Source organism: Pseudomonas sp. NFACC04-2 (assembly GCF_900119265.1).
In the GTDB taxonomy this organism is placed as follows: domain Bacteria; phylum Pseudomonadota; class Gammaproteobacteria; order Pseudomonadales; family Pseudomonadaceae; genus Aquipseudomonas; species Aquipseudomonas fluorescens_AA.
Genome location: NZ_FPJC01000018.1, coordinates 73,112 through 99,702, shown reverse-complemented (window position 1 = coordinate 99,702; position 26,591 = coordinate 73,112). Strand labels below are relative to the sequence as shown.

18 protein-coding genes are annotated in these 26,591 nt (G+C 62.3%); 3 read left to right on the top strand and 15 right to left on the bottom strand.

The features are described 5' to 3' along the window. Positions 1-46 precede the first annotated feature (46 nt). On the bottom strand, positions 47-490 hold the full coding sequence (locus tag BT125_RS21635) for a CopD family copper resistance protein (protein ID WP_072410150.1): 444 nt from the start codon (positions 488-490) through the stop codon (positions 47-49). Positions 491-829: 339 nt separating this feature from the next. Here BT125_RS21635 and BT125_RS21630 point away from each other — a divergent pair, with 339 nt between their 5' ends. Next, entirely contained in the window at positions 830-6,442 is a 5,613-nt protein-coding gene (locus tag BT125_RS21630; protein ID WP_072410148.1) for a putative Ig domain-containing protein, read from the top strand. Positions 6,443-6,631: 189 nt separating this feature from the next. Here BT125_RS21630 and BT125_RS21625 read toward each other — a convergent pair whose 3' ends face one another. The 4 genes from BT125_RS21625 to gabP form a co-directional block, all read right to left on the bottom strand. Continuing rightward, positions 6,632-7,981, bottom strand: coding sequence for a TolC family outer membrane protein (locus BT125_RS21625; RefSeq protein ID WP_072410146.1), 1,350 nt, complete (start codon positions 7,979-7,981; stop codon positions 6,632-6,634). A 2-nt stretch (positions 7,982-7,983) separates the two neighbouring features. Further along, positions 7,984-9,354, bottom strand: a complete 1,371-nt coding sequence (locus BT125_RS21620; RefSeq protein ID WP_072410145.1) for an HlyD family type I secretion periplasmic adaptor subunit — start codon at positions 9,352-9,354, stop codon at positions 7,984-7,986. After that, positions 9,347-11,068, bottom strand: coding sequence for a type I secretion system permease/ATPase (locus BT125_RS21615; RefSeq protein WP_072410143.1), 1,722 nt, complete (start codon positions 11,066-11,068; stop codon positions 9,347-9,349). The genes BT125_RS21620 and BT125_RS21615 overlap by 8 nt, the downstream gene beginning before the upstream one ends. Positions 11,069-11,375: 307 nt before the next feature. Further along, positions 11,376-12,776, bottom strand: a complete 1,401-nt coding sequence (gabP, locus tag BT125_RS21610) for a GABA permease (protein ID WP_072410141.1) — start codon at positions 12,774-12,776, stop codon at positions 11,376-11,378. A 500-nt stretch (positions 12,777-13,276) separates the two neighbouring features. On the opposite strand from gabP, the gene BT125_RS21605 reads away from it, so the two are divergent. Further along, positions 13,277-13,888: a TetR/AcrR family transcriptional regulator gene (locus BT125_RS21605; RefSeq protein ID WP_072410139.1), complete on the top strand. Its 612-nt coding sequence runs from the start codon at positions 13,277-13,279 to the stop codon at positions 13,886-13,888. A gap of 51 nt (positions 13,889-13,939) precedes the next feature. Here the strand turns inward: BT125_RS21605 and BT125_RS21600 are convergent, their stop codons facing one another. From BT125_RS21600 to BT125_RS21590, 3 genes are all read right to left on the bottom strand, one after another. After that, a complete protein-coding gene (locus BT125_RS21600) occupies positions 13,940-15,043 on the bottom strand; it encodes a polyamine ABC transporter substrate-binding protein (RefSeq protein ID WP_072410137.1) in 1,104 nt (367 codons plus the stop codon). Positions 15,044-15,082: 39 nt separating this feature from the next. Further along, the gene (locus BT125_RS21595) at positions 15,083-16,420 is read right to left on the bottom strand and encodes an alginate export family protein (protein WP_072410135.1); all 1,338 of its coding nucleotides are present in this window, start codon (positions 16,418-16,420) and stop codon (positions 15,083-15,085) included. 114 nt (positions 16,421-16,534) lie between these two features. Continuing rightward, complete coding sequence (locus tag BT125_RS21590) at positions 16,535-17,797, bottom strand: serine hydrolase domain-containing protein (protein ID WP_072410132.1); 1,263 nt, start codon at positions 17,795-17,797, stop codon at positions 16,535-16,537. Positions 17,798-18,114: 317 nt separating this feature from the next. Between BT125_RS21590 and BT125_RS21585 the strand changes: the two genes are divergently transcribed. Next, positions 18,115-19,218: a sigma-54 interaction domain-containing protein gene (locus BT125_RS21585; protein WP_072410130.1), complete on the top strand. Its 1,104-nt coding sequence runs from the start codon at positions 18,115-18,117 to the stop codon at positions 19,216-19,218. Here the strand turns inward: BT125_RS21585 and BT125_RS21580 are convergent. From BT125_RS21580 to sfnG, 7 genes are all read right to left on the bottom strand, one after another. Further along, a complete protein-coding gene (locus BT125_RS21580; RefSeq protein ID WP_072410128.1) occupies positions 19,210-20,007 on the bottom strand; it encodes an ABC transporter ATP-binding protein in 798 nt (265 codons plus the stop codon). The genes BT125_RS21585 and BT125_RS21580 overlap by 9 nt on opposite strands. Before the next feature lie 56 nt (positions 20,008-20,063). Then, positions 20,064-21,389, bottom strand: coding sequence for an ABC transporter substrate-binding protein (locus tag BT125_RS21575; protein ID WP_072410126.1), 1,326 nt, complete (start codon positions 21,387-21,389; stop codon positions 20,064-20,066). Between the two features lie 72 nt (positions 21,390-21,461). Continuing rightward, positions 21,462-22,529, bottom strand: coding sequence for a branched-chain amino acid ABC transporter permease (locus BT125_RS21570; protein WP_072410124.1), 1,068 nt, complete (start codon positions 22,527-22,529; stop codon positions 21,462-21,464). 11 nt (positions 22,530-22,540) lie between these two features. Beyond that, positions 22,541-23,422 (bottom strand): branched-chain amino acid ABC transporter permease, encoded by an 882-nt coding sequence (locus tag BT125_RS21565; protein ID WP_072410122.1) that lies wholly within the window; start codon positions 23,420-23,422, stop codon positions 22,541-22,543. Positions 23,423-23,489: 67 nt separating this feature from the next. Further along, entirely contained in the window at positions 23,490-24,272 is a 783-nt protein-coding gene (locus tag BT125_RS21560) for an ABC transporter ATP-binding protein (protein ID WP_072410120.1), read from the bottom strand. A 13-nt stretch (positions 24,273-24,285) separates the two neighbouring features. Further along, the gene (locus BT125_RS21555) at positions 24,286-25,446 is read right to left on the bottom strand and encodes an AMP-binding protein (protein WP_072410118.1); all 1,161 of its coding nucleotides are present in this window, start codon (positions 25,444-25,446) and stop codon (positions 24,286-24,288) included. Positions 25,447-25,460: 14 nt separating this feature from the next. Beyond that, a complete protein-coding gene (sfnG, locus tag BT125_RS21550) occupies positions 25,461-26,558 on the bottom strand; it encodes a dimethylsulfone monooxygenase SfnG (RefSeq protein ID WP_072410116.1) in 1,098 nt (365 codons plus the stop codon). Between the last annotated feature and the right edge of the window lie 33 nt (positions 26,559-26,591).

Here is a 26,591-nt window from a genome sequence, read left to right as displayed (position 1 = left end):
CGGGCCACCTTGACCTGTATCAAGCGCCTTGCCCCGCCGCCAGCGCTTACCAGGTGATGTAGAACATGCCCTTGGCCAGCAGCACGATCGCCACCATGTGCAGGAACACGCTGACATGGATGATGTGCACATAGCGGGCGTTCATGCGTGCGCGCCTGAACAGCCACATGGCCCAGAGGAAATGCCCCAGCACACTGCCCGCCAACAGGATTTTCAGCCCCAGCAGTACACCGAAGGACGACTGCAATGGCGAGGACAATGCCGGCCAATAGCGCAGCCAGACCATGCCGCCGCCCGCGCCGAACAGCACCAGCAGTACCCACGGCATCAACTGCCGGGCGCGCCGGCTGATGCCCTGCTCCAGCAACACCATGACCTTGGCGGGCAGTTGCTTGCGGATGCTTTCCAGGAACAGGACCTCGAAGAACACCGTGCCGATGAACACCAGGGCGGCAAACAGGTGCAAGGTCAGGAACAGCGGATAACTCATGGGTGTCCTCGGTCGCCCTTTCAGCAGGGGCGCTGGTTTATTCGAGGTTATCCCGCGGGACTGGAAACGGGGTTGATGCCAATCAAGGAAACCGCCTGTCCGCCACACCAACGAACCCTGTGGGACGCTCCCACAGTAGGCGGCGTCGGGCGTGAGAAAGCGTCAATGAAACGTTGCTCTTGCGCATATCCCACACAACCGCTGATCAGTTAGTCCGGCTTTTTGACACTTTCCCCGATATGCGGTCACAACTTTTGCGCTCCGTTGGGTCATAACACGAAGGTCGTCGATGGAATGTTGACGTCTACCTAGGTTTAAGCCTGATACGGAGATAAGCTCATGATTTTCAACGTACAAAATTTTGGCGCCAAAGGAGATGGCATCACAGACGACACAGCAGCCATCCAAAGTGCGATTGATGCGGCGGCGGCGGCCGGCGGTGGGCAGGTGTACATGCCCACCGGCACCTACATCGTTTCGGGGGGTGAGGAACCTTCCGACGGCTGCCTGATGCTCAAGAGCAACGTCTACCTGTACGGCGACGGCATGGGCGACACCACAGTCAAGCTGGCCGATGGCTCCGACACCAAGATCACCGGCATCATCCGCTCGGCCTATGGCGAGGAAACCCACGATTTCGGGGTGAGCAACCTCACCATCGACGGCAACCGCGACAGCACCACCGGCAAGGTCGACGGCTGGTTCAACGGCTATATTCCCGGCGAAGAAGGCTACGACTCCAACGTCACCCTCGACAGCGTCGAGATCAAGGATTGCTCCGGGTACGGCTTCGACCCCCACGAGCAAACCGTCAACATGGTCATCAAGAACAGCGTGTCCCACGGCAACGGCCTGGACGGCTTCGTCGCCGACTTCCTCAGCGACAGCACCTTCGAAAACAACATCGCCTACAACAACGACCGCCACGGTTTCAACGTCGTCACCAGCACCCACGATTTCACCCTGACCAATAACGTCGCCTACGACAACGGCGGCAATGGCATCGTGGTCCAGCGCGGCAGCGAGGACATTCCCTCGCCCAGCAACATCACCATCACCGGCGGCGAGGTGTACGGCAACGGGGCCGAAGGGGTGCTGATCAAGCTCTCCAGCGAAGTGACCGTCACGGGCATCGACATTCATGATAACGCCAGCGCCGGGATCCGCATCTATGGCAGCAACCACGTCGAGGTCATCGACAACACCCTCAATAACAATTCCCTGGGCAGTGCCGTACCGGAAATCATCATCCAGTCCTACGACGACACCCTGGGTGTGTCCGGCAAGTACTTCAACGGCAGCGATAACCTCATCCAGGGCAACATCATCAGCGGCAGCGACCTGTCGACCTACGGTGTTGCAGAGCGCAATGAAGACGGCACCGACCGCAACGCGATCATCGCCAACACCATCAGCCACACCAGCAAGGGCGCCACGCTGGTGTATGGCGACGGCAGCTACGTCAGCGCCACGGTACCGATGACCACCGTGCAAGGCACGGCCGGCAACGACACCCTGCTCGGCAGTGCCGCCAGCGAGATTTTCTATGGCGGCGCGGGCAATGACACCATCAATGGTGCGGCCGGTGGCGACATCCTGGTCGGTGGCGCCGGCGTCGACAAACTCACCGGCGGCACCGGTGCCGATACGTTCCGGTTCGTCGCACAGTCGGACAGCTACCGCAACGCGACCACCAGCTTCGATGACACCATCACCGACTTCGACGTCACCCAGGACAAGATCGACCTCGCCGGCCTCGGCTTCACTGGGTTGGGCAATGGCCGTGGCGGCACCTTGCAAGTCAGTTACAACGCCAGCAGCGACCGTACCTACATCAAGGACTTCGACGCCGATGCCAGTGGCAATCGCTTCGAGCTGATCCTCTCGGGGAACCTGGCCAGCACCCTGACGGCGAGCAATTTCATTTTCAATCGCGTGATCACCGGCACCAGTGGCAGCGACTCGCTGCTGGGGAGCGATGCGGCCGACACCTTGCTCGGCCTGGCCGGCAATGACAGCCTCAGTGGCGGCAGCGGCGACGACAAACTCGACGGCGGTGCCGGCATGGACACCCTCACCGGTGGCGCTGGGGCGGATACCTTTGTGTTCGCCAATCGCCTGGACAGCTACCGCAACTACAACACCGGCGGCGCCAACCTGGGCGACCTGATCACCGACTTCAACGTCAGCGCCGACAAGATCGACCTCTCGGCCATGGGTTTCACCGGCCTGGGGGATGGCAAGAACAACACCGTGTACCTGGTGCTCAACAGCGCCGGCACCAAGACCTACATCAAATCCCTGGAGGCCGACGCCAATGGCAACCGCTTCGAAGTGGCGCTGGACGGTAATTACCTCAACACCCTGACCAGCGCCAACTTCGTCTTCGCCACCACGTCGCCGACCAACCAGGCGCCCGTGCTGGCGACGCCGCTGGTGGATCAGAATGCCACCGAAAATACCCCGTTCAGCTACGTGGTGCCGGCCACCAGCTTCACCGATCCGGATAACGACAGCCTGAGCTACACCGCCAAGCTCGCCGATGGCAGCGCCCTGCCCAGCTGGCTGACCTTCGATGCCGCCACTCGCACCTTCAACGGCACGCCTCCCGACACCGCGTCGGGCACCTACTCGATCCAGGTCACGGCCACCGATGGCAGCAACGCCACCGTCAGTGACAGTTTTACCCTCGCCGTGCAGGACGTCCCCGCCGCCATTGTGATCAATGGCACGCCGAACAACGACACACTGACCGGCACCGCGGCCAATGAACAACTGTTCGGTGGCGCGGGCAACGACACCCTCAATGGCGGCGCCGGCAACGACATCCTGGTCGGCGGCACCGGGGTCGACAAACTCACCGGAGGCACCGGAGCCGATGTGTTCCGCTACACCTCCAAACTCGATAGCTACCGCACCAGTTCCACCAGCGCCAGTGACCAGATCCTCGACTTCGACGTGACCGCCGACAAGATCGATGTGTCAGCCCTCGGTTATACCGGCCTGGGCAACGGGCTCAACGGCACTTTGCAGGTCACTTACAGTTCGTCGACCAACCGCACCTACCTCAAGGACCTCACGGTCGACGCCAACGGCAACCGGTTCGAGATCTCGATGGCGGGCAACTTCGTCAGCAGCCTGACGGCCAATCACTTCGTCTTCGCCGACCAGACCAACCCCACCAACGTAGCCCCGGTCGTGGCCACCCCACTCCTGGACCAGAACGCCAGTGAAAGCACGCCCTTCAAATACACGGTGGCGAGCAACAGCTTCACCGACGCCAACCAGGATGTGCTGACCTATACCGCGACCCTCGCCAACGGCACCGCCCTGCCCACCTGGCTGAGTTTCAATGCCACCAGCCTGACTTTCAGCGGCACGCCAACCAGCACTGCCGCGGGCAACTACGACGTACTGGTCAAGGCCACCGATCCCTCAGGCGCCTCGGTCAGCGACAACTTCACCCTGGTGGTGGCCGATGCGCCCGCCAACACCATTACCGGCACCAACAACGCCGAAACCCTCAACGGTACGACAGGCGCGGACCTGATCCTCGGTCTCGGCGGCAATGATACGATCAAGGCCGGGACCGGCGCGGACATCGTCGACGGCGGCGCCGGACGGGACTCGTTGTACGGTGGCGATGGCGCCGACACCTTCCGCTACAACAACCTGTCCGACAGTTATCGCGACTACGACACCGGCGGTGTCACGGCCACCGACACGATCTATGACTTTACCGTTGGCGTCGACAAAATCGACGTTTCGGGGCTAGGCTTTCTCGGCCTCGGCGATGGCAGCAACGGCACGTTGTACATGACCCTGAACGCGGCCGGCGACAAGACCTACGTCAAGTCCGCCGAGGCCGACGCCGATGGCAATCGCTTCGAGATCGCCCTCAACGGCAACTACCTCAACACCCTCACCGCCAACGACTTCGTCTTCGGCGAACGTGCCCAGCAGGACATTCTCTACCTGCCCACCCTCGGCCAATCCAATGCGCGCCTGCTGCGCATGACCGAGGACGACGACCAATCCGGCACCTCGATGCTGGTCAATGACCTGAACCGCTACACCACTTACGACGTGCGCAGCCAGTTCACCGATGCCGATGGCAACGGTATCGACATCGCGGTCGGCGGTAGCACGGTCAACGGCCTGTCCACACTCAGCCCCGAGGAACTCCAGCTGTGCTGGTGGCTGACAGACACCAACCAACCCGGGCCGGCACTGTTGCGGGCGGTGACGTTGCTGCGCGACCAGCGCACCGAACTGCAGTCGATCGACAACGTCACCATGGGCATCATCTGGGGCCAGGGCGAGGAAGCCGCCCAGGAAATCGCCCGGGCCACGGACAAGGCCGCGGCTGCCGCGGCGTACAAAGCCGCGACCCTGAAAGTCTTCGATTACTTGCACGCCCAGTTTGGCAATTTCAGTGTGTACCTGATGGAGACCGGTCACTACGAGCAGGATGCGGCCCGTGCCCGGGGCTACTCGGAAGAGAAAATTGCCTCCATCGTCGAAGGCGTCGGTTATGTCCGCGCCGCCCAGGAGGCCATGGCCGCCGAACGCGCCGACGTCAAGTTGGCGGTGGACTACACCGACCTGCCCTTGCGCTACGAAGTCGATCCACTGGTGTACCCCGATGACGTCTGGCACCTGCACGAGGAGTCGGCGGAGATCGTCGGCCAGCGCCTGGCGGACTACATTGCCGATGACCTGGGCTTCCAGGGCAACCCCAACGACAACAACAGCGTGCAGGACATTTTCGACAACGCCCAGAACCAAGGCGGGATGATCTCCGGTACCGACCAGGATGACACCCTGGTGGGCAGCTCGGGCAACGACACGATCGATGGCGACCTGGGCGCCGACACCCTGACCGGCGGTGAGGGCAACGACATCTACGTGGTCGACAACGCGTTGGACAGTGTGGTGGAAACCAACACCTCGACCGCGCAGATCGATACGGTGCAGGCTTCGGTCAGTTGGACCCTGGGGGCCAATCTCGAGAACCTGGTGCTCACCGGTGTGTCGGACATCGACGGTACCGGCAATGAACGGCGCAACTTCATCACCGGCAATGCCGCCAACAACGTGCTCGACGGCGCCGCGGGGGCCGACAGCATGAGCGGTGGCAACGGCAACGACAGTTACTTTGTCGACAATGCCGACGACAGCGTGATCGAGTCCAACAGCAATGCGGTGACGGGCGGGATCGACAGCGTGCACAGCAGTCTGGCGGCCTATACCTTGGGCAACAACGTCGAGAACCTGTATGTCGATAGCACCGGCGCCGCCAATGGCACCGGTAACGCCCTGGACAATACGCTGTTCGCCGGTGCCGGCAACAATGTCCTGGATGGACGCGATGGCATTGACACGGCCAGTTTTGAACGCGCCTTGTCCGGCGTAACCGTCAACCTCTCGACGTCTGCGCAACAGAACACCGTGGGCTCAGGGCTCGACACCTTGAAATTCATCGAGAACCTGAAAGGAAGCGCCTACGCCGACACGCTGTCGGGAAACAGTGCGGCGAACGTCCTGGATGGAGGGGCCGGCAACGATACGCTGGTGGGCGGTTCGGGCGATGACCGGTTGATCGGTGGCGCGGGCACCGACAACCTCACCGGTGGCACGGGCGCGGACACCTACGCGTTTGGTGCGCTGTCGGACATGGGCGTCGGGGCTTTGCGCGATGTGATCAGCGGTTTCAAGAGCGCGGAGTTCGACAAGTTGGACCTCACCGGCCTGGACGCCAACCCGCTGACCGCCACCATCGATGCCTTCACGTTCATCGGCAGCAATGCCTTCGACGCCACCAACGCCACCGGCCAGTTGCGCTTCGTCGATGGCATCCTCTCCGGCAGTACCAACGCCGACGCCACCCCCGAGTTCCAATTCGAACTGGTGGGCGTCAAGGAGCTGCACGCCAGCGACTTCACCGCCTGAAGCAAGCTCCGGATCAAACTGTGGGAGTGAGCTTGCTCGCGATGACGGCAGCACATCCAGCATGGATGCTGACTGACCCACCGCTATCGCGAGCAAGCTCGCTCCCACAGGAGGGCGTGCTGTGCCTGAAAGATTGAAGGCAAGCACAGCGCCTGGACAGTTTTGTGGCGAACTTGAACCCTGGATTGTCTAGAACAGGCTTTGCACCTGTTCAAGCACCGCGCGGTTCATCTGGCCGGTGTGGGTGTGCAGGCTCACATAGCTTTGCAGCATGTCGAGCTTGGTATTGAGCAGGTCCCGGCGGGCCTGGAACAACCGCTGCTGCGCATCAAGAATATCCACCGTGGAACGCACGCCACCCTGGAAGCCTTTTTCCGTCGACGCCAGGGCTCGCTGGTTGGACTCTACCGCCCGCTGCATGGCCTTGCTCTTGGTGAACCCGGCGACGACGCCCAGGTAATCCGCCTCGATATCCTCGGCCAGTTGTTGGCGCTGCACGTCGTAGTCGGACTGGGCGCCGGCCAGCTGTGCTTCGGCCTTGGCCACCGAGGCCCGTACCGCACCGCCGCGATACAGCGGAATGTCCAGCTGCACGCCCACGTAATAGGTATCCTGGCGCGGGTCGAGTTCCTGGTATTGACGGGTTTCCCGACGGGTCAATTGAGTGGTCAACGACAGGGTCGGATAATGCCCGGCGCGCTGACTGTCGGCCTGGGCTTCGGCGACTTTCACCGCCGCCAGCCGGGCGGCCAGCTCGGGGCTGGCCTGGCGGGCAATCGCCGTCCAGTACGGCAAATCCTGCTCCGGCGGGATCGGGCTACCGGCGGCCAGTTCTTCGCGCATCGGCAGGATGTCATCGATGGGCACGCTGGCCCGCCCGGACAAAGCTCGCAAGGCGGCCACGCGGCGCGCCTGGGCTTCAGCCTCCTGGGCTTGCACCAGGTCGAGCCGCGCCTGAGCCTCATCGATATCGGTGATCGCGCCCTGGCCGCCCTCGTACAGTTTTTTGCTCTGGACGACCAAGCCATGGATGGCCGCCTTTTGCTGCTGGATCAGCTTGATCTCGTTCTCGGCCCGGGCGACATCGAAATACCCCTTTGCCACCCGGTCAAACAAGGTCTGACCGGCCACGTCGAACACCTGGGTACCCAGTTGCCCCCGCGCCTTGCCTTCCTGGTACGCCGCCCAGCGGGCCTTGTCGTAGAGCGGCTGTTGCGCCGCCAGGGTGACGTTGTTCGCTTGGTAATCGTTGCTGTTGACGTAAGTGCTGTCGTCACCACCGTCGGTACGTCCGCCGTAGCCGTAGCGCGAGGTCAGCGACACTTGCGGGTAGAGGCCACCACGGCCGATGTCCTCTTCATGCCGCGAAGCTTCAAAAGCGTGAGCCGCCGACTGCACGGTCGGATCGTTGAGGCGCGAAGCATCGTAGGCGGCGGTGAGGCTCAGGCCACCCTCGGCGGCCCACAGCGGATTGATCACCGCCCAACCGGTATACAGGCCCAGCAACACACGGCAACGGTAGCGGCAACGGTCGATCATGCTCATTCCTCCTTGAAGGCCGCCAGCAAGCGTTCACGCAAAGGCTTCATCAGGTAATTCATCAAGGTGCGTTCGCCCGTCACCACCGTGACATCGGCGAGCATGCCGGGGCGCACCAACAGGCCGGCACTCTGCAACGCGACCACAGTCTCGGCGGGAATCTCGACCTTGGCGGAGAAGTACGGTTGGTGCGTCTGCTCATTGATCAACTGGTCCGCCGACACCGTCGTCACCGTGCCGGTCACCGTCGGTGTATCCACCCGTTGCAGCGCGGTGAAATGCACATGCACCGGCAGGCCCGGGCGCAGTTTGTTGGCCATCAGCGGCTCGAAGCGGGCGGTAATCGCCATCGGCGCATCCAGCGGCACCACCTGCATCAGGGTCTGGCCGGCCTGTGCGACGCCGCCGACCGTATGAATGCTCACGTCCATGACCTGCCCGGCCACTGGCGCGCGAATCGCACCGTTATCGACTTCAAACTGCAAGGCCCGAATCTGATCGGCATAACCGGCCGCCTCGGCCGAGACTTCGCTGAGCTGGGTTTCGGCATCGCGGCGGAACTCCTGCTGCGCCTGCAAGGCCTTGAGCCGGCTTTCGTTGATCGCCTGCCGGGTCCTGCCGACATCGCCCACCCCAGAAGCAATCTGCCCCGCCAACTGGGCCGCGTTGCGCTCGGCCTCGAACAGTTTGTTGCGCGGAACGTAGCCTTCCCGGGCCAGGTCACGCAGGCCTTCAAGCTCTTGCTGCTGGAAGCGCATCTGCGCGTCGTAGTTGCGCTTGACGCCTTCGTAGCCAAGCAGTTGTTGCTGCAATGCCGCGGCTTCGTGCTCGATGATCTGCAAGCGGCTGCCCAGCTCCGCACGCCGGGTGATGAACAACTGGCTCTGCAACGCCATGGCCGCCTTGACCCGTGGCTCGTCGGCACGCGCCAGCAGCTCCGCCGGCCATTGGATCTCGGCGCTGCCCAGGCGCTCGGCAATCAAGCGCGCCTCGATGCTGCGATCATTGAGCAGCTTGCCCAGAGTCACGTCCAGTTGCGACTGCGCCTGCACCGTGTTGAGTTGCACGAGCAATTGCCCCTGGGTGACGCGGTCGCCATCGCTGACCAACAGCTTTTCCACTACCCCGCCGACCAACGACTGCACTGCCTTGCGCTCCCCCGCCACCACCACGGTGCCGCTGCCCACCACGCCCTGGTCGAGTGGCGCCAGGCAGGCCCAAAGCAGGAAACCACCCAGCGTCAGGACCAGGAACCCCACGCCATAACGCGCCGCACTCCCGGCATCGGTCCTGGCGCTGGGCAGCGCCAGGGTGTTGCGCACGCTCAGCCCCTGCTCGCTGTAAGCGTGTGCCTCTGGGATCAGATCACGCATCTTTGCCAGCCTCCCTGACCGTGGCCGGTCGCGGCCCCGGCATCAATGCCTTGAGCACTCGGTCCCGAGGGCCGAACGCCTGTTGAGTACCGTCCTTGAGCACCAGGATATGATCGACCACCGCCAGCACACTGGGCCGGTGAGTGATCAACACTACGGTGCTGCCGGCCGCCTTGAGCGCACTGATCGCCTGGACCAGCGCCAGCTCGCCGGCGTCATCGAGATTGGAGTTGGGCTCATCGAGCACGATCAGCGACGGCCGCCCATAGAGCGCGCGTGCCAGGCCCAGGCGTTGTTTTTGCCCACCGGACAAGCCAAGTCCGCCGGGGCCCAGCGGCGTGTCGTAGCCCTTGGGAAACCTCAGGATCATTTCGTGGATGCCGGCATGCCGTCCGGCGGCGATGATCTTGTCGGCGTCCTGCTCCCCGAAGCGGGCGATGTTGTCGGCGACCGTGCCGTCGAACAACTCGATGTCCTGGGGCAAGTATCCAAGGTGCGGGCCCAGTGCATCGTGGGACCATTGGCTGATCTCGGCATCGTCCAGGCGCACCGACCCGCCCATGGCCGGCCAGACTCCGACCAGGGCCCGGGCCAGCGTCGATTTGCCGCTGGCGCTGGGCCCGACCACGGCCAGCACATCGCCCTTGGCGAGGCTGAAATTGATCCCGCGCAGGATCGGCTGCGAAGCACCCGGCGGGCCGACATACAACTGTTCCAGGCGCACCGCGCCGGTGGGCGGTGGCAACGGCATGCGCAGGCGCTCACGCGGATGCTGGGCCAGCAATTGGCTCAGGCGTTGATAGCTCTGGCGCCCGGCGTTGAATTGCTTCCACGAGCCGATGGCGATTTCCACGGGCGCCAGGGCTCGCCCCAGCAACAGCGACATCGCAATCATCATGCCCGCCGACAGTTGGCCTTCGAGCACCAGCAAGGCCCCCAGCCCCAAGGCCAGGGACTGCCCGGAGATCCGCACGAAACGCGTCGCCGAAGTGATGCGCGCGCCGCGGTCGCTGGCATGGGCCTGGGCGGCAATGATGCGTTGCTGCAACAGGCTCCAGCGCTGGCGTAACGGCCCGAGCATGCCCAGGGCCTGGATGACTTCAGCGTTGTGCAGCGTGCTGTTGACATAGATCGACGACTGCACCCCCAAGCGATTGGCTTCGCCCAGACGCGTGCGCGTGGCCAGTTCGCCCCACAGCGCCAAGCCGATCAGCACCAGGGCGAGCACCAGCGTCAGCACGCCGAACCAAGGATGAAAGATGAACGCCACCAGCAGGAAGATCGGCAGCCAGGGGGCGTCGAGCAACGCGATCAAGCCTTGCCCGGTGATCAACTGGCGCAACGTCGCCAGGTCGCTGAGCACCTGTGCCGGGTTGGCGTTGTGTTCGCGCAGGCTGCGGGCAAAAGCCGCGTCGAAGACCCGCTCGCCCAAGGCATCGTCCAGCCCAGCGCTCATACGGATCATCACCTCACCGCGCACCCACTCGATCAAGGCACTGAACATGAACAGTCCCAGGGCCATCAAGGTGAGCATGAACAAGGTGGTTTCGTTGCGGCTGGTCAGGACCCGGTCGTAGACCTGCATCATATACAGCGACGGTACCAGCACCAGCAGATTGATCACGCCACTGAACAACGCCAGCGCCCAGAACACCCGGCGGTAGCTCAGTAAGGCAGCATCGATGTCATGACGCGGATCGAGTAGAAACCCCATGGGAAATTGCCTGCAAAAGAAATTGTCGGTCTAGGACGCAATCCATCGCGAGGCTCTTTTCATCGAGAGAGCTCGAGAAAAAACTATCTAGCTGATGTGCCGATACCAGGGACGATCCTCATCCCTACAGGCGCCAATTACTGACAACGCGACCGCGGGTTAGTGCCGGTTCGCCAGGCTGGATTTGCAAGTGGGTGACAGGCGGAAGGGCCGCGCTTCAAGACTGCGGTTTTTGCGTCTTGAATGGGCTGGAAAGGCGGTTTTGTTGACGCCAGTAACGTGGCGTCAACAGGGCAAAAATGCGCGGCTAGCCGAGGGAAGCGACATGTTCAGGCTGGGGCGAATGCCGCGACGTCGCCAGGCCGATAAAGGAAATGATCAGTGCCAGGCCCAGGGTGGTACTGACCTCGCTGCGGTGCTCGGGGGTGATCATCATGACCGCCAGCGCCGCCGAGATGAACACGATGACCAACCAGGTCAGCCAAGGGAACAGCCACATGCGAAAAGGCAGCTCGATGTTCTGCCGTTGCATCATCCGGCGCATGCGCAGCTGCGAGATGGCGATCACCAGGTACACCAGCAAGGCGATGGCGCCGGAGCTGGCGAGCAGGAACTGGAACAGGCCGGCGGGCATGAAGTAGCTGAACAAAGTGACACCCGCGCCCAACACGGTACTGGCAATCACCGCGGACCGTGGCACACCGGCCGAGGACGTGGCCTTCAAGGCCTTTGGCGCATCGCCACGGCGCCCCAGGGAATACAACATCCGCGAGGCGATGTAGATCGAAGAATTCATGCAACTGGCCACGGCGATCAGCACCACCACATCCACCAGGAATTTGGCGTGGGGAATGTTCATCAGTTCCAGGGCCCGCTGGTAGGAACCGACTGAAGCCAGGAGCGGATCGTTCCAGGGCACCACGGAAATGACCACGAAGATCGACAGCAGGTAGAACACACCGATACGCCAGATCACCGAACGGGTCGCCTTGGCGATGTTCTGCGCAGGGTTATCCGATTCAGCGGCGGCGATCGTCACCGCCTCCGTACCGATGAAGCTGAACATGATGGTGATGAACGCGCCCACCACCGCCGACAGGCCGTTGGGGGCGAACCCGCCATGCTCCTCCATCAACCGACTCAGGCCACTGGCCTCACGCTCGGGAATCCAGCCCATCAACACCGCGAAACCCAGGGAGATGAAGCCGATGATCGCCACGACCTTGGCCATGGCGAACCAGAACTCGAACTCACCGTATTTCGACACGCTGAACAGATTCGTCACGGCCAGCAGAACGATCGACACCGAGGCGAACAGCCAGGCATCGACGGCGGGAAACCATTGGTTGAGTACATGACCGGCGGCCAACGCTTCGATGGGAATCACCAGCACCCAGAACCACCAGTAGAGCCAACCGATGGTGAAACCTGCCCAGCGTCCGATGGCCTGGTCGGCATAGGTGGAGAAGGAGCCAGTATCCGGATTGGCGACGGCCATCTCGCCCAGCATGCGCATGACCAGGACCACCAACAGCCCGGAAAACAGATAAGCCAGCATGACGGCCGGGCCGGCGGCGGCAATGGCATGGCCCGATCCCACGAACAGACCCGCACCGATGATTCCGGCGATGGACAGCATGGTGACGTGACGAGGCTTGAAGCCCTGTGCCAGATGGCCGTTCAAGTCCTTGAAGCTGGGGCTGGTCATTTTTTTTATTCTCTTGTGATCGAACATTGAGACGCGCAGGGACAGTCGGTGTTGCTGGCTTTCCCGCCCTCCTGGAAGCGGCACCGTTTGGTTGTGTTGATCCACCCTGGGCGAACGTGCGCACTTGCGGTGAAAAGTCGCGCCACGTTACCTGCCTTCCCTCTCGAATTAGTTACCTGAACGCGCCATCTCTGTGCCTGATTTCGCCATCTGAGGCATGGCGTTTTGCCTCTTGCCAGGCGTCTGGACCGCGGCATGCAGCTACGTCGTCGAGGGGCGGCAACGAAATAAACCCTTTAAAAACTTTACTGGGTTAAGTATTTTGCATGCCTATGCCCGGCTTGTTGCTAACCGCAAAACCCTGTGGGAGCGAGTTTGCTCGCGATGGCGGTGTTTCAGTCGACTTGAATGCGGCTGGTCCACTGCTATCGCGAGCAAGCTCGCTCCACAGGATTGGTGCGCCGAGGCCTTTAACCTCTTCTTACGACAAGGACCCTCCCGTGAGCGGACTGCGTGAACGTCAAAAAGCCGAACGCCGGCAAGCCATCAGCAAGGCGGCGGTCGAACTGTTCGAGCGTCAGGGTTTCCAGAACACCACCATTGAACAGATCGCCAGCCAGGCCGGCGTATCGGCTCCCACGGTGTTCAAGTACTTCGGCAACAAGCAGGAGATCATCCTGGAAATCCTGCACGACGCCGACCAGCGCGCGCTCACGGACACCCGCAGCCGGATGCCTGAAATCGAGGACCCGGTCCAAGCGCTGTGTTATCTGGAGCGGCTGTTGACCGGTTACGCACTGGAGGTCATGCACCCGAGCCTGTGGCGCGAGTTGCTGCCGCTGATCCTGTTTGGTGGCGATAACGGGTTGCCCGAGGGGTATCGCGCCATGAACGATGCGCTCAGGGCCGAAATCAGCGGGCTGATCAGGGAACTGCAACAGGCCGGCAAATTACGCGCCGACCTGGACGTCGACCTCGCCGCGTTCCTGTTGAACGACTATTCGCACTTACAGCTGTTCAGGCTGGTCAACCAGGAACAACCGGATATCGAGGCACACTCCACACAGGTCCGGCGGATCACCGAGTTGCTCTTCCTGGGTATGCGCGCCTGAGGGCGTCACCCACCGATACGGACCCGGCGCCGCAACGCCGGGTCACGCTGATCAGCGATGGGTCTTGATGCCGGTCCAGGTGCGGGTGCGGATCCGCTCCACAGCGGCCGGCACCGGCTCCAAGGCGAACAGGGTCTTGCGTGCCTCGTCCGACACATACATGGCGGGGTTATTGCGAATTTCGGCATTGACCAACGCCGTGGCATCCTTGTTCGGGTTGGGGTAACCGATCTTGTTGCTGATCCGCGCGATGACATCAGGACGCAAGATGTAATTGATGAACGCGTAGGCTTCCTTGGCATGAGGGGCGTTGGTGGGGACCATCATGACGTCCGACCACATCGGTGCACCTTCCTTGGGCAGCACCATTTCCACCTTGACCCCCTTCCCCGCGTCTTCGGCCAGCCGCTTGGCCAGGGCCACCCCACCGGACCAACCCACCCCTACGCAGATCTCGCCGTTGGCCAGGTCCATGCCATAGCGCGACGAATTGAAGTAGGTGATGTAAGGCCGGACCTTGAGCATGGCCGCCTGCGCCTTTGCGTAGTCCTCACGTTTCTGGCTGTTGGGGTCCAGCCCTTCGTAGTGCAAGGCAATGGGCACGATCTCGTTGGCGGCGTCCAGCAGACCGACGCCACAACTGGCCAGTTTGGCCATGTTTTCTTCCTTGAAAAGGATGTCCCAAGTGTTCATTTGCACATCGGCACCCAACACCTGGCGCACCTTATCGACGTTGTAGCCGATCAGGGTCGTACCCCACAGGTATGGTGCGGCATAGCGGTTGCCCGGATCGCCCACCGCCTCCAGCGTCTTCATGAACTCAGGATCCAGATGCTGCCAGTTCGGCAACTGGCTGCGGTCCAGGGGCTCGACGGCGCCCGCGGCGATCAGGTGACTGACGCTGGAACTGCTCGGGTAGACCACGTCATACCCGGAGTTGCCGGTCAGCAGCTTGGCCTCCAATGTCTCGACACTGTCGAAGACGTCATAGATGGGGCGGATGCCGGTTTCCTCCTCAAAACTCTTGAGGATTTCAGGCGGCAGGTACTCGATCCAGTTGTAGATCCGCACCGTCCGTTCCTCGGCCAGGCTCGCGCCGCTGACCAGCATCGAAACGACAGCGCCCAGCAAGGTGTTGCGCAAAAACAGGTTCATGATCAAACACTCCAGCGCGGCCGCGAAGGCTCGCGGCACTTAATAGCGGTAGGTGAAGTAGAGTTCCAGCGCGCTGAATTTCCGGTCGTCGCCGAAGACCTGTTTGGCCGCCGCCATGGGTTTGACCCAGTTGTACGACAGCGAGGTGGACAACGACTTCGACGGCGCCCAATCCAGGAAGACTACACTCTCGTCGGCAAAACGCCGGTCGCTGACGGCGGTGCCCATGTAGTTTTTTTCGTCGAGCCAGAACTGGTAGTGGATCGCACCGAGGGTGAGGGTTTCGTTGAGGTGGGTCTTGAGTGAGAACTGCTGGACGTTTTCGTTGCTGTTGAACATCAGGTAGTTGCCGACGACATCGCCGATCAGCCAAGTGCTCCAGTCGACGAAACCCTTGCTCAACGGATCCCAGGCTTTCTGTCGGTTGTCCGTGAGGTTGTCATCACCGGAAAAGCTCGCGTAGCGGTAGCCGATCACCGGGGTCAACGGCAGCGTGCTGAAGGTGTAATCCGCCTGGCCATACCAGGCCTTGGCGTCGTAGTCCACGCCTTCGCCGCTGCCCCGTTCCAGGGCATATTCAGCGTTGAGAGTCAGGTCCGGGATACCCGGGACCTTGGCGTTCAAGGCCCTGACGTTGTACACCAGCATGCCATCGCGGCGACGCGGCAAGGTACTGCCCTTGGGCCCCATGGCCTTGACCTTCAACGCGGTGGCGCCCAGCGTCACCTGGTCGTCGAGGTTGTAGTCCAGGTTCACGCCGCTCATGCGGAAGTCCCCCAGGTCGCTGTCGGTCCCCAGGCTGAAGCCCTGGACTTTCAATGCGCCATGATCCCAGGCGACCACCGCCGAATCCTTGAAGGCGGTGCGTGGGGCGAGCCAATAGGCGCCGTCGTTCAACTGATCGAGGTTGCCATCCATCACGATGAAACCGTTGCCGATCATGTAATTCTGACGACCGCCCGTGACCGTCCACTCCCCAGCCCGGAAACCGCCATAGAACTCTTCGGTCGACACCTTGCCGTCGGAACTGCGGGTGAAGCCACCGGCATCGCCATCACCGAAGGTGGTCGCCCCCACCAGGGAGCCGCCGGCCAGCAGGCTGAAATCCGGCTGCACGGCATACTCCAACTTGACGCCCGGCTTGACGTAGAATTCCTGCCAGTCGATTTTCGTGCCGCCATTCTTGCCGCTGCGCATGTCCACCACGCCGCCGCCAAAGTTGACGTTGCGGGTGGACAGGACCGCGCCACCGGCCGTTAAGTTAACCTCGCCCTTGAGGTTGCCCTCCTCGAAGGTGTAGCCCGCCCAGGCAACCTGGGCGGTCAAGGGTAACCCGAGCACGAGGAAAGTTCGGGACAAACGCATCATGGAAACCATATGGAGCTCCTGTTGATTATTGTTGTTACAGGGCAGTGAATGGCGGCGCAAACCCGCGCCAACACCTGGCTGGGCCGGGTGAGCGGAACGAACTCTTGTGTTTATCGGATGAAGTCAGGGCGTCAGTTGCGCCGCGATGGCACGCAGCATGCGCACGCTGTCGCCGTCGAAGGGGCTGACGGCTTCGTCCAGGGACGACTGCTTGACGATCACCACGCCGGACGGTTTGTCGATGAACAGGTATTGGCCATGGATGCCACCGGCCATGAGCGCCTGGCTGTGGTCGTTGAAGACATACCACTGGCTGCGGTAGGACGCGCCAGGGGTCCAGCTCGAAAAGTCGGCGCAGGCGGCATAGATCGCAGGGTCGGCGCCAGCGGCGATACCGGCGAGCGCCTCGGCCGAGAGCAGTTGTCGCCCCTCCTGGCGGCCATCGTTGGCCAGCAGGCGGCCGAAGCGCGCCATGTCACGCAAGGTCGCGCTGAACCCGGCACCGGCCACGCTGCGGCCCCAGGGGTCCGCCAGGAAGTAGCCGTCACGTTCGCAGCCCAACTGACTCCACACCTCCTGCAGCAACTGATGACAGGCCTTGCCAGACGCCCGTTCCATGACCCAGGCCAACGCCTCGGTGGTGGCCGTCACGTAATGGAAAAAACCGCCGTGATTGCCGCGCTTTCTCAATGATGGCAAGTACTGGTACAGGGATTCGAACGTCGTGTATTGCGCCGGCGCCGGCTGGAAACCGCAGGCGTAGCCGTATTGGGAACTCTCTGAATCCGGGTCCTCATAGACCTCGCTGTAATCGACGGCCACGGCCATGTCGAACAGCTGGCGCACGGTCGCATCGCCGAACGCGCTGCCCGTCAGTTCCGGTACGTAATGGGCGGCCGTCAGCGTCGGGTCCAACAGGCCTTCGCAAACCAGTTGCTCGCCCAGGGCACCGATCAGCGACTTGGTCACCGAAAACATGATGTGCCGGTCCTGGGGGCTCTGGCCATTGAAGTACCGCTCGAACAGCACGGTGTCGCCCTTAAGGACCAGGAACCCATCGGTCTGGCTGGCGATCAGGTGGTCGATCACGCTGATGCTCAGGCCACACTCGCTGTCGAAGTGCAGCTCATCCAGCGGCTGGAACGCCTGCTTGAACGCGCTGACCGGCCCGGCGCCGGCCCGCACATCGATGGAAGGACGCAAGCGCGCCAGGTTGCGGAAACCCCATTGGCTGTACGGCGGGCTCATCCAGTTGTGCCAGGTGACGCGGCGATGGGGTTCGGCGGGAAAGCCTTGCATGAGCGAAGGCGCCAGGCGTGCGTCGGAGGGCGATTCATGAGTCTCGACGTAGAGACTGGCCAGTGAAGGCACGGTGTTCTGATTCATTGGGTTGCCCCTGCGAAATGACTCTGCGTGAAAGCAGATGCAGGAGAATAATTACTCGATGTAATTTTTTAGTCAATAAAACTTTTTATCGACATTCCTTTCCGATCTGAATCCCGTGACCAGCCGTGCCCGTGGGAGCAGGCCTTGCTCTTACCGTCGGCTCAGTCCTAAGCAAATAACTTAAAGTTATTTATTATCATTTTTTTAGATCATTTAGATTAAGTCTTAAGCCCAATGGCTTCCTCCGGTGATGCCATCAAGGAGCGTTGGCGCTCACCCACCTTCCGTCACGGCAATCTCATTAACGGGCCACCGTCATGCAGCTTCTAACCCTACCTCCCTCCCCCGGCCTGGCCACCTCGATTCGTGCCACGGCCCAGGTCTTCGAAGACCCCACCTCCCGCGCCTTGCTGGAACACCTGCAACAAGTAGCGCCCAGTGATGCCAGCGTATTGATCATCGGCCAGACCGGCACCGGCAAGGAACTGGTGGCGCGCCATGTGCACAACCTCAGCGCCCGTCGCCACAAGCCGTTCGTTGCGGTCAACTGCGGGGCGTTTTCCGAGACTCTGGTGGAGGCCGAGCTGTTCGGCCATGAAAAAGGCGCTTTTACCGGCGCGTTGACGGCCAAGGCCGGCTGGTTCGAGGAAGCCGATGGCGGCACCCTGTTCCTCGATGAAATCGGTGATTTGCCGCTGCCGATCCAGGTCAAGTTGCTCCGGGTATTGCAGGAGCGCGAAGTGGTTCGACTGGGGTCGCGCAAGAGCATCAAGATCGATGTGCGTGTATTGGCGGCCACCAACGTACAGCTGGAAAAAGCCATCAATGCCGGGCACTTTCGCGAAGACCTCTATTATCGCCTGAACGTGGTCAGCCTGGCGCTCAAGCCGCTGCGCGAACGTCCCGGCGACATCCTGCCGTTGATACGCCACTTCATCGCGCAGTACAGCCACAGGCTCGGCCACGGCGAGGTGACGCTGGATGCTCACGCGCAACGCAAGTTGCTCGACTATTCCTGGCCGGGGAACATCCGCGAACTGGAAAACGTCATCCATCACACGCTGCTGATCTGCCGCAACAAAGTGATTGGTGTGCAGGACCTGCACCTGTCGAACTTTCGTATCGAGCGCCAGGACAACCCACCGCAAGCAGCCCCTCAAAGTGCAGAGGAGCTCTTGCAGAAAGCCTTCGAGAAACTGCTCGAGCAGGAACACGGCGATGTGTATGAAAAGGTCGAGGCCGAGTTGTTACGCACCGCCTACCGATACGCCAATTGCAATCAGGTCCATACCGCCAGCCTGCTGGGCCTGAGTCGCAATGTCACCCGCACGTTGCTGATCAGGATTGGCGAACTGGTGGTCAACAAACGCCGTCCCACGCTCAGTACGCGGGACGGCCAGGTGGTCAACCTTTCAACTTGATCGAGCCCCGACGCCCATAGGCTCCTCAGCCCTCGCCCCGGCCCGCGCACCCAGGTAGAAGTCCTGGAGATCGCTGCGGGCCGCCAGTTGCTCGGCGCTGCCTTCGCTGACCACCCGACCGTTTTCCAACACGTAGCCATGGTGGGCGTAACGCAGGGCGACATTGATGTTCTGTTCGGCGATCAAGAAGCTCACACCATCACGCTGATTGAGTTGCCGGACGATCTCGAAGATTTCCTCGACGATTTGCGGCGCCAGGCCCATCGACGGTTCGTCCAGCAAGACCAATTGTGGCCTGGCCATCAGCGCGCGGCCTATCGCGATCATCTGTTGCTCGCCGCCCGAGGTGTAGCCGGCCAGGCTCTTGCGCCGCAGTTTCAGCCGGGGGAAATGGCCGTAGACCAATTCCAGGTCAGCCAGCAACTGGCGACGCGGCACCTGGCGCGCCAGGGCACCGGCCAGAAGGTTTTCCTCCACGGTCAACTGGGCAAAGCAATGCCGACCTTCCAGCACTTGCACCAGGCCGCTCGCCGCCAAGGTGTGAGGCGCGCTGCGGGTCACGTCTCGCCCCTGGTAGACAATCCTCCCCCGCACCACCTCGCCCCGTTCGGCGCGCACCAGGTTGGAGGCCGCCTTCAGCGTGGTGCTTTTACCCGCGCCGTTGGCGCCCAGCAGCACCACGACCTGCCCTTTTTTTACCTCCAGCGACACACTGCGCACTGCCAGGATGGTCTGTTCGTAGAGCACTTCAATATCGTCGATCTGCAGGATCGGCACGTTCGTCGCCATGCTGTTTCGCCTTTTCAGATAGCGACCGGACGCGTGCGCCCGGTCGCCGCGATGCCTCAGGATTCCTTGCTGCAATCACGCGGGGTAATGCCTTTTTCCCGGGCGTACTGGTGCGAAGACGCTTCGATGATCGGCCGCAACAGGGCGCGGTCGGCCTGTACCCAGTCACTGATCAGCTTCCACTGGGTACCGTCCCATTGCTGGAAACGCACCGCACCGCCGCCTTCATGGTCCGAGCACGACAATTGCAACGGCTGCACCAGGCCTAATGCCCCCAGTCCCTTGAGCCGGGCATCGTCGAGCTTGAGGTTCTCGAAGCCCCAACGCACCTGCTCACCCGTCAGGGGTTGCTGACCGAATTTCTGCTGGGCAATGCGCAGCGCCTCTACGTTGAGGATGCCGTTGACCACGCCGAGGTTGTAGTACACGGTGCCGAACCGCTTGGGATCGGCCAGGTCGCCATGGCCGGCGTCGACCACCTGCTGCTTGATACCCTGCAACACCGGGAAGTCGGTGCCTGAAGGGTGCGTGGTGATGGCGATGAAGCCCTTGGCCGCGGCACCGGCCGGCGCGGCGTCATCTTCGGAGTTGCTCCAGATGTTGCCGATGATGTGGTCGGCCGGGAAACCGACTTTCTGCGCGGTTTTCAGCGCCACCGGATTCATCACCCCCCAACCGCGCAGGATCACCCAATCGGGTTTTTCCCGGCGGATATTCAGCCACTGCGACTGCTGTTCGTTGCCGGGGTGCGGTACCTCCAGCAAGGTCAGCGCAAAGCCGTACTTGTCGGCCAGGGTTTGCAGGACCTCATTGGTTTCCTTGCCATAGGGCGAACCGTGATACAGGGTGACGATCTTCAAGCCCTTGAGCTTGTCCAACCCGCCGGCGCGCTGGCCGATGTAATTGATGATCGCCGAGACCTCGGAATACGGGTTCAACTGCAACGGGAAAACGTAGGGGAACACGCTGCCATCGGTGGAATCCGTGCGCCCATGGTTGATGGTGATCAGCGGCAGTTTGTCGGCTGTCGAGCGCTCCAGCGTGGCGTAGGCGATGCCCACCGACAGCGGATTGGTGGCAGCCGCCGGCGCGCCGTTCAAGCCTTTCTTCAGACGTTCGTAGCACTCCACGCCTTTCTCGACCACATATTCGGTCTCGCACTCACTCCAGGTCAGCTTGACGCCGTTCACGCCGCCATTGGCGTTGACGTACTTGAGGTAGTCGATGAAGCCGCCAAAAAAACCGGTGCCGCCGGCTGCATAAGGGCCGACGCGATAGCTTTGCAGCGGGAAGTATTGCTCGTTGTCCGCCTGGACGGTGAACGCCGCGGCGGTGAGGCTCAGGGCCAGTGCCAGGCTGCTGGCGAATGATCGTTTGAACATCGAATTTTCCTTGTCATGAAGCCGTGGATAAGCCAACAAAATGGAACTGCAAACCCGCCTTGTGCGGTTCGCTCAGTAGCGCAACGGCCACAGCCGTGCGCGCTGGCGAAATCTCTGCCAGAGGCGCGCAAGGCCCTCTGGCTCCTTGATCAGGAACAGGATGATCAGGGCGCCGAATATCATCTTCTGCAGGTTCTCCACCTGGCCGGCGTCCACCAGCCCGCCGGGCAGCAGCGACACCAGGCTCGAAAGCAACACCGGAAACAGCACGATGAAAGCCGCGCCGAGGAAGTTGCCCAGCAGGCTGCCGAGGCCGCCGATAATGATGATGAACAGGATCTGGAACGACCGGTTCAGATCGAAGCCGTGGGGCTCCACGGTACCCAGGTAAGCAAAGGCCCACAGGGCACCGGCCACGCCGAGGAAAAACCCACTGATGGCGAACGCCAGCAGCTTGGTCTTCGCCAAGGGAATACCGATGATCGCAGCGGCGGTGTCCATGTCGCGCACCGCCATCCAGTTGCGCCCCAACTCGCTACGCACCAGGTTCTTGCCCAGCCAGAACAGCGTTACCACCACGCTCAGGGTCAACAGATAGCGGCCGGCCGGCGCGTCGAGGTTCACCCCGAATACCTCCAGGCGCGGCGCACTGATCACGCCCGAGGCGCTGTTGTTGGAAAACCAGCTGAACCGGGTCAGCGCCCAGGTCACGAAGAATTGCGCCGCCAGGGTCGAGACCAACAGGTAGAAGCCTTTGATGCGCAGGCTCGGCAGGCCGAACAGCACCGCCACCAGTGCCGCCATCAGCCCGCCCAGGGCAATGCTGACCAACAATGGCAAGCCGGCGACCCGTATTTCAAGGTTGTAGGTGGCGAAGGCGCCCACCGCCATGAACGCCGCCGAACCGAGGGACAGTTGCCCGGCATAACCGGTGAGCAAATTGAGCCCCAACCCGGCCAAGGACAGCACCAGGAACGGAATCAGGATCGCGCTGAACCAGTAGTCGTTGCCCAGCCAGGGCACCACGACGAAGGCAAAAAGCAACAATGCGGCCAGCCCGTGACGGTCCTGGCGCAGGGCAAAGACCCGGCGGTCCTGGGCATAGCGAGTGTTGAACTGGCCTGCTTCTCGATAAAACATGAGTGTTCTCCCTAAACCCGTTCGATGGCCCGTTCGCCAAACAACCCCGCCGGACGCACCAGCAGAAACAACAACGCCAGCACGTAGGGAAACCAGTTCTCGATGCCACTGCCGATGAAGGGCCCGAGGTAAACCTCTGCCAGCTTCTCCGAAGCCCCGATGATCAGGCCACCGACAATCGCCCCGCTGATGGAGGTGAACCCACCGATGATCAATACCGGCAAGGCCTTGAGCACCACCAGCGAAAGCGAGAACTGCACGCCCAGGCGAGCGCCCCAGAGCAGGCCGGCGACCAGCCCGACAAACCCCGCCACCGCCCACACCACCACCCAGACCCGCTGCAAACGAATGCCCACGGCCAACGCCGCCAGCGGGTCATCGGCCACCGCCCGCAACGACAATCCGAGCCGGGTCTTGTTGAACAGCCAGGACAACAGCAGCACCAGGAACGCCGCGGTCACTGCGGCAAAAATGTCGAACTGCGACAACAACATCCCGCCCAACTCCAGCGGCTCATCGCTGATACCCAGCTCCAGGCCATGCACCTGGGCGCCCCAGAGTGCCTGGGCGAAACCTTCGATGACGTAGGACAGCCCGAGGGTGGCCATGAACAGCGTGATCGGCGAACGGTTGACCAAGGGCCGCAGCACCACCCGCTCCACCGCCACGGCGATCAGCACCATGGCCGCCAGGCTGATGACGAACGCCAGCCAGAACGGCACACCGCGCTCCACCAGGCTGACGAAGGTCAGCGCCGAGAACAGTACCATCGCGCCCTGGGCGAAATTGAACACCCCGGAAGCCTTGTAGATCAGCACGAAACCGATGGCCACCAAGGCGTACATCACCCCCGCCAACAACCCACCAATCAATACTTCAAAGAAAAATTCCATCGCCGCTCCCATTCTGCGGACGCAACTTGCCTGCCCTCCCTGGCGGGAAGGTGTCGAATGTCCAGTATCAGTGGCGAGTACCCAGGTAGGCCGAAATGACCTCGGGGTTCTGCCGTACGTCTTCAGGCGAACCGTCGCCGATCTTGCGACCGTAATCGAGCACCACCACGTGGTCGCTGATGTCCATGACCACGCCGATATCGTGCTCGATCAACACCACCGTCGTGCCCAGCTCGCGGTTGATGTCGACGATAAAGCGGCTCATCTGCTGCTTTTCGTCGGCGTTCATCCCGGCCATGGGTTCGTCCAGCAATAACAGCCGAGGCTCCGCCGCCAGCGCGCGGGCCAACTCCACCCGTTTCTGCAAGCCATAGGGCAGCGTGCCCACCAGGACGTCGCGCCAAGGCTGCAAATGCAGGAACGCGATGACACGCTCGGCCGCTTCGCGCTGACGGTCATCCTCGGCCCGGGCGCGACCGATGCGCAGTGCCTGTTCGATCCAGGTGCTGCGGCGCTTGAGGTTGCGTCCGGTGAGCACGTTGTCGAGCACGCTCATGCCCTTGAACAGCGCGATGTTCTGAAATGTCCGGGCAATGCCGCGGACCGCCACGTCGTGGGGGCGCATCCGGCGCCGCTCCTGTCGATCAAAACGGATGTGCCCGTCCTGGGCCTGGTACACGCCGCTGATGACGTTCAGCAGCGAACTCTTGCCGGCGCCGTTGGGGCCGATCAAGGCGCAGATCTCACCGGCGGCGACGCGAAAGCTGATGTCCGTGACCGCTTTGACGCCTTTGAATGACAGCGAAATATGGTCCAGCTCCAGCAAATGCGTGATGGCCGTCTGGGTCATGGGACGTCTCCTCTCAGGCCAGCTGCGACTGGAGGCCCGTCCAGTCATCGGTGATGTGCTGCACCAGGTTCGGTGGCGCTTGCCAGTGGGCCCCGTCGTCCCATTGGCGAACCGCGATACCCAATGCCTGGAAAAATGCCTGGGTTTCGGACGGCAAGGCATCGCCCACCAGCAGCGGCGCGCGGGTCCGGGAAAACCCCAGCACGTCGCGCAAAGACCGGCGCACCAGCCAGTCCCCCAGATACCGTTGCAACAGCCCCGGCTGCGCTGCCAACGCCCAGTCCACCAGCCGGCGCGACCCATTGCCCGGCTCCGGCAAACGCTCCAGCGCATAGCGGTGCAAACGCTCGTAGGTTTCCCGCGTCCCGGCCACCAGCGTCGGGCCCAGCTCGCGACGGTCGCGATCACGGGTCGCCAGGTTCTCAGGGAAGTTCAGGCGAAAACCGGCCATCAACCAAGGCGCCAGCAGATAGCGAGCTTGCCCGCCCGAGGCGAACGCCCGTGCGGCCAATGCCTCTTCCTGCCGGCCCAGCCCTTCGCGCACCAACAACCGCTGCCCCTCCTGCAACAGTTCGGCGTGGCTGATGCGTTGCTCCTCCATCGCCCGTCCACTTCCGCGATAAAAGACAAAGGCCGTTTGCAGTGCTTGCCCTTGCGGGGCCAGGTCAACGATTGGCCGCTCGGCAGCCAACGCGGCGTAATCCAGCGCTTGCGCAGATGGCAGCGAATCCGACAGGCCACGCTTGTCGAGGTAGACCCACACCCCCACGGCCACCTGCGCCGCACGCAGACGCAGCATCTCTTCCACGCCTTCGACCAGGACGAAACCCGGCTGCAGCGTGGCGAGCCGTTGCACCTGTTCGGCCGCCGTCTCCAGCGGGTCGAACAGACTCGCCACGCCGCCCAGCCATTGCGCAGCCAATGCGGCAAGCAGTGCCTGCGGCCTGGGTCGACTGATGATCGTCAGGGTCGCGCCCGCCGCAAAACCGCGGGCTTGCAGGGCACTGGCGAAACGACGCACCTCGTCGGCCACGTGCGCCCAGGTCCGCTCCTGCCAGACACCCAGGTGCTTGTGGCGTAGCGCGACGTCCGTGCCATGCTCCAGCGCCTGGCGCTGCAACCACTGGGGCAAGCTGGCCGGGACCAGCTCGAGGGTGTCGGTGAATGTGCCCATGCTGCCTCCCTCGCCTAAGCGACCGCCGCCGTTTTGGCTGCCGCTTTGCGTTGCTCAAGCTCACGCACCAGCGGCAGGACCTTACGACCGAAATACTCGACTTCTTCCTGGAAGTGCAGGAAACCGGCGAGTACCAGATCCACGCCTACCGCCTTGAGCGCGACGATGCGTTCGGCGATCTGCTGCGGCGTGCCGATCAGGTTGGTCTTGAAGCCATCGTTGTATTGCACCAGGTCCTCGAAGCTCGACTTGGCCCAGTTGCCCTCGCCTTCCGGGCTGGACTTGCCGGCCTGCTTCGCCGCATCGCCGAAGGCATTGACGGCCTCGGGATCGGCCTGGTCGATGATCTGGGCGAGGACCGCACGCGCCTCTTCTTCCGTGTCGCGGGCAATGACAAAGGCGTTAACACCGACCTTGACCTTGTGGTTGTTGGCCGCGGCTTTCGCCTGGAGGTCATCGATCTGCGCCTTGACGCCTTCCACGGTATTGCCGTTGGTGAAGTACCAGTCCGATACCCGGGCGGCCATGTCCCGAGCCGCACGTGAGCTGCCACCCTGGAAGATCTCCGGGTGCTGCTGCAGTGGTTTTGGCTTGAGGGTGTAGTCGTGGAAGCGGTAGAAATCACCGCGCAGGGTGAAGTTGTCGGTGGTCCAGATGCCCTTGAGCGCAGTGATGAATTCTTCGGAACGGCGATAGCGCTCATCGTGCTCCAGCCACGGCTCGCCAATGGCCGTGAACTCGCCCTTGAACCAGCCCGACACGATGTTGACCGCCACGCGGCCGCCGGTCAGGTGGTCGATGGTTGCGATCTGCTTGGCCAACACCGACGGCGTCCACGGCCCCGGCAGCACCGCGGCGATGACTTTCAGGCGCGTAGTGGCGGCCAGCAAGGCATGACTGAACGCGACGGACTCATGCTGGTATTCAGCCCCATAGCCGGCGGTAAAGCGCACTTGGGACAGGGCGTAGTCGAAGCCGGCCGCTTCAGCGATCTGGGCCAGCTTGCGGTTGTAGTCGATGCCCCAGTCGGTGCGTTGTTCGATTTTGCTGACCACCAGACCGCCACTGACGTTGGGCACCCAGTAGGCAAATTTGATCGTGTCCTGGCTCATTGCATGTACTCCACGGCTCGTTTTGAAAGGAAA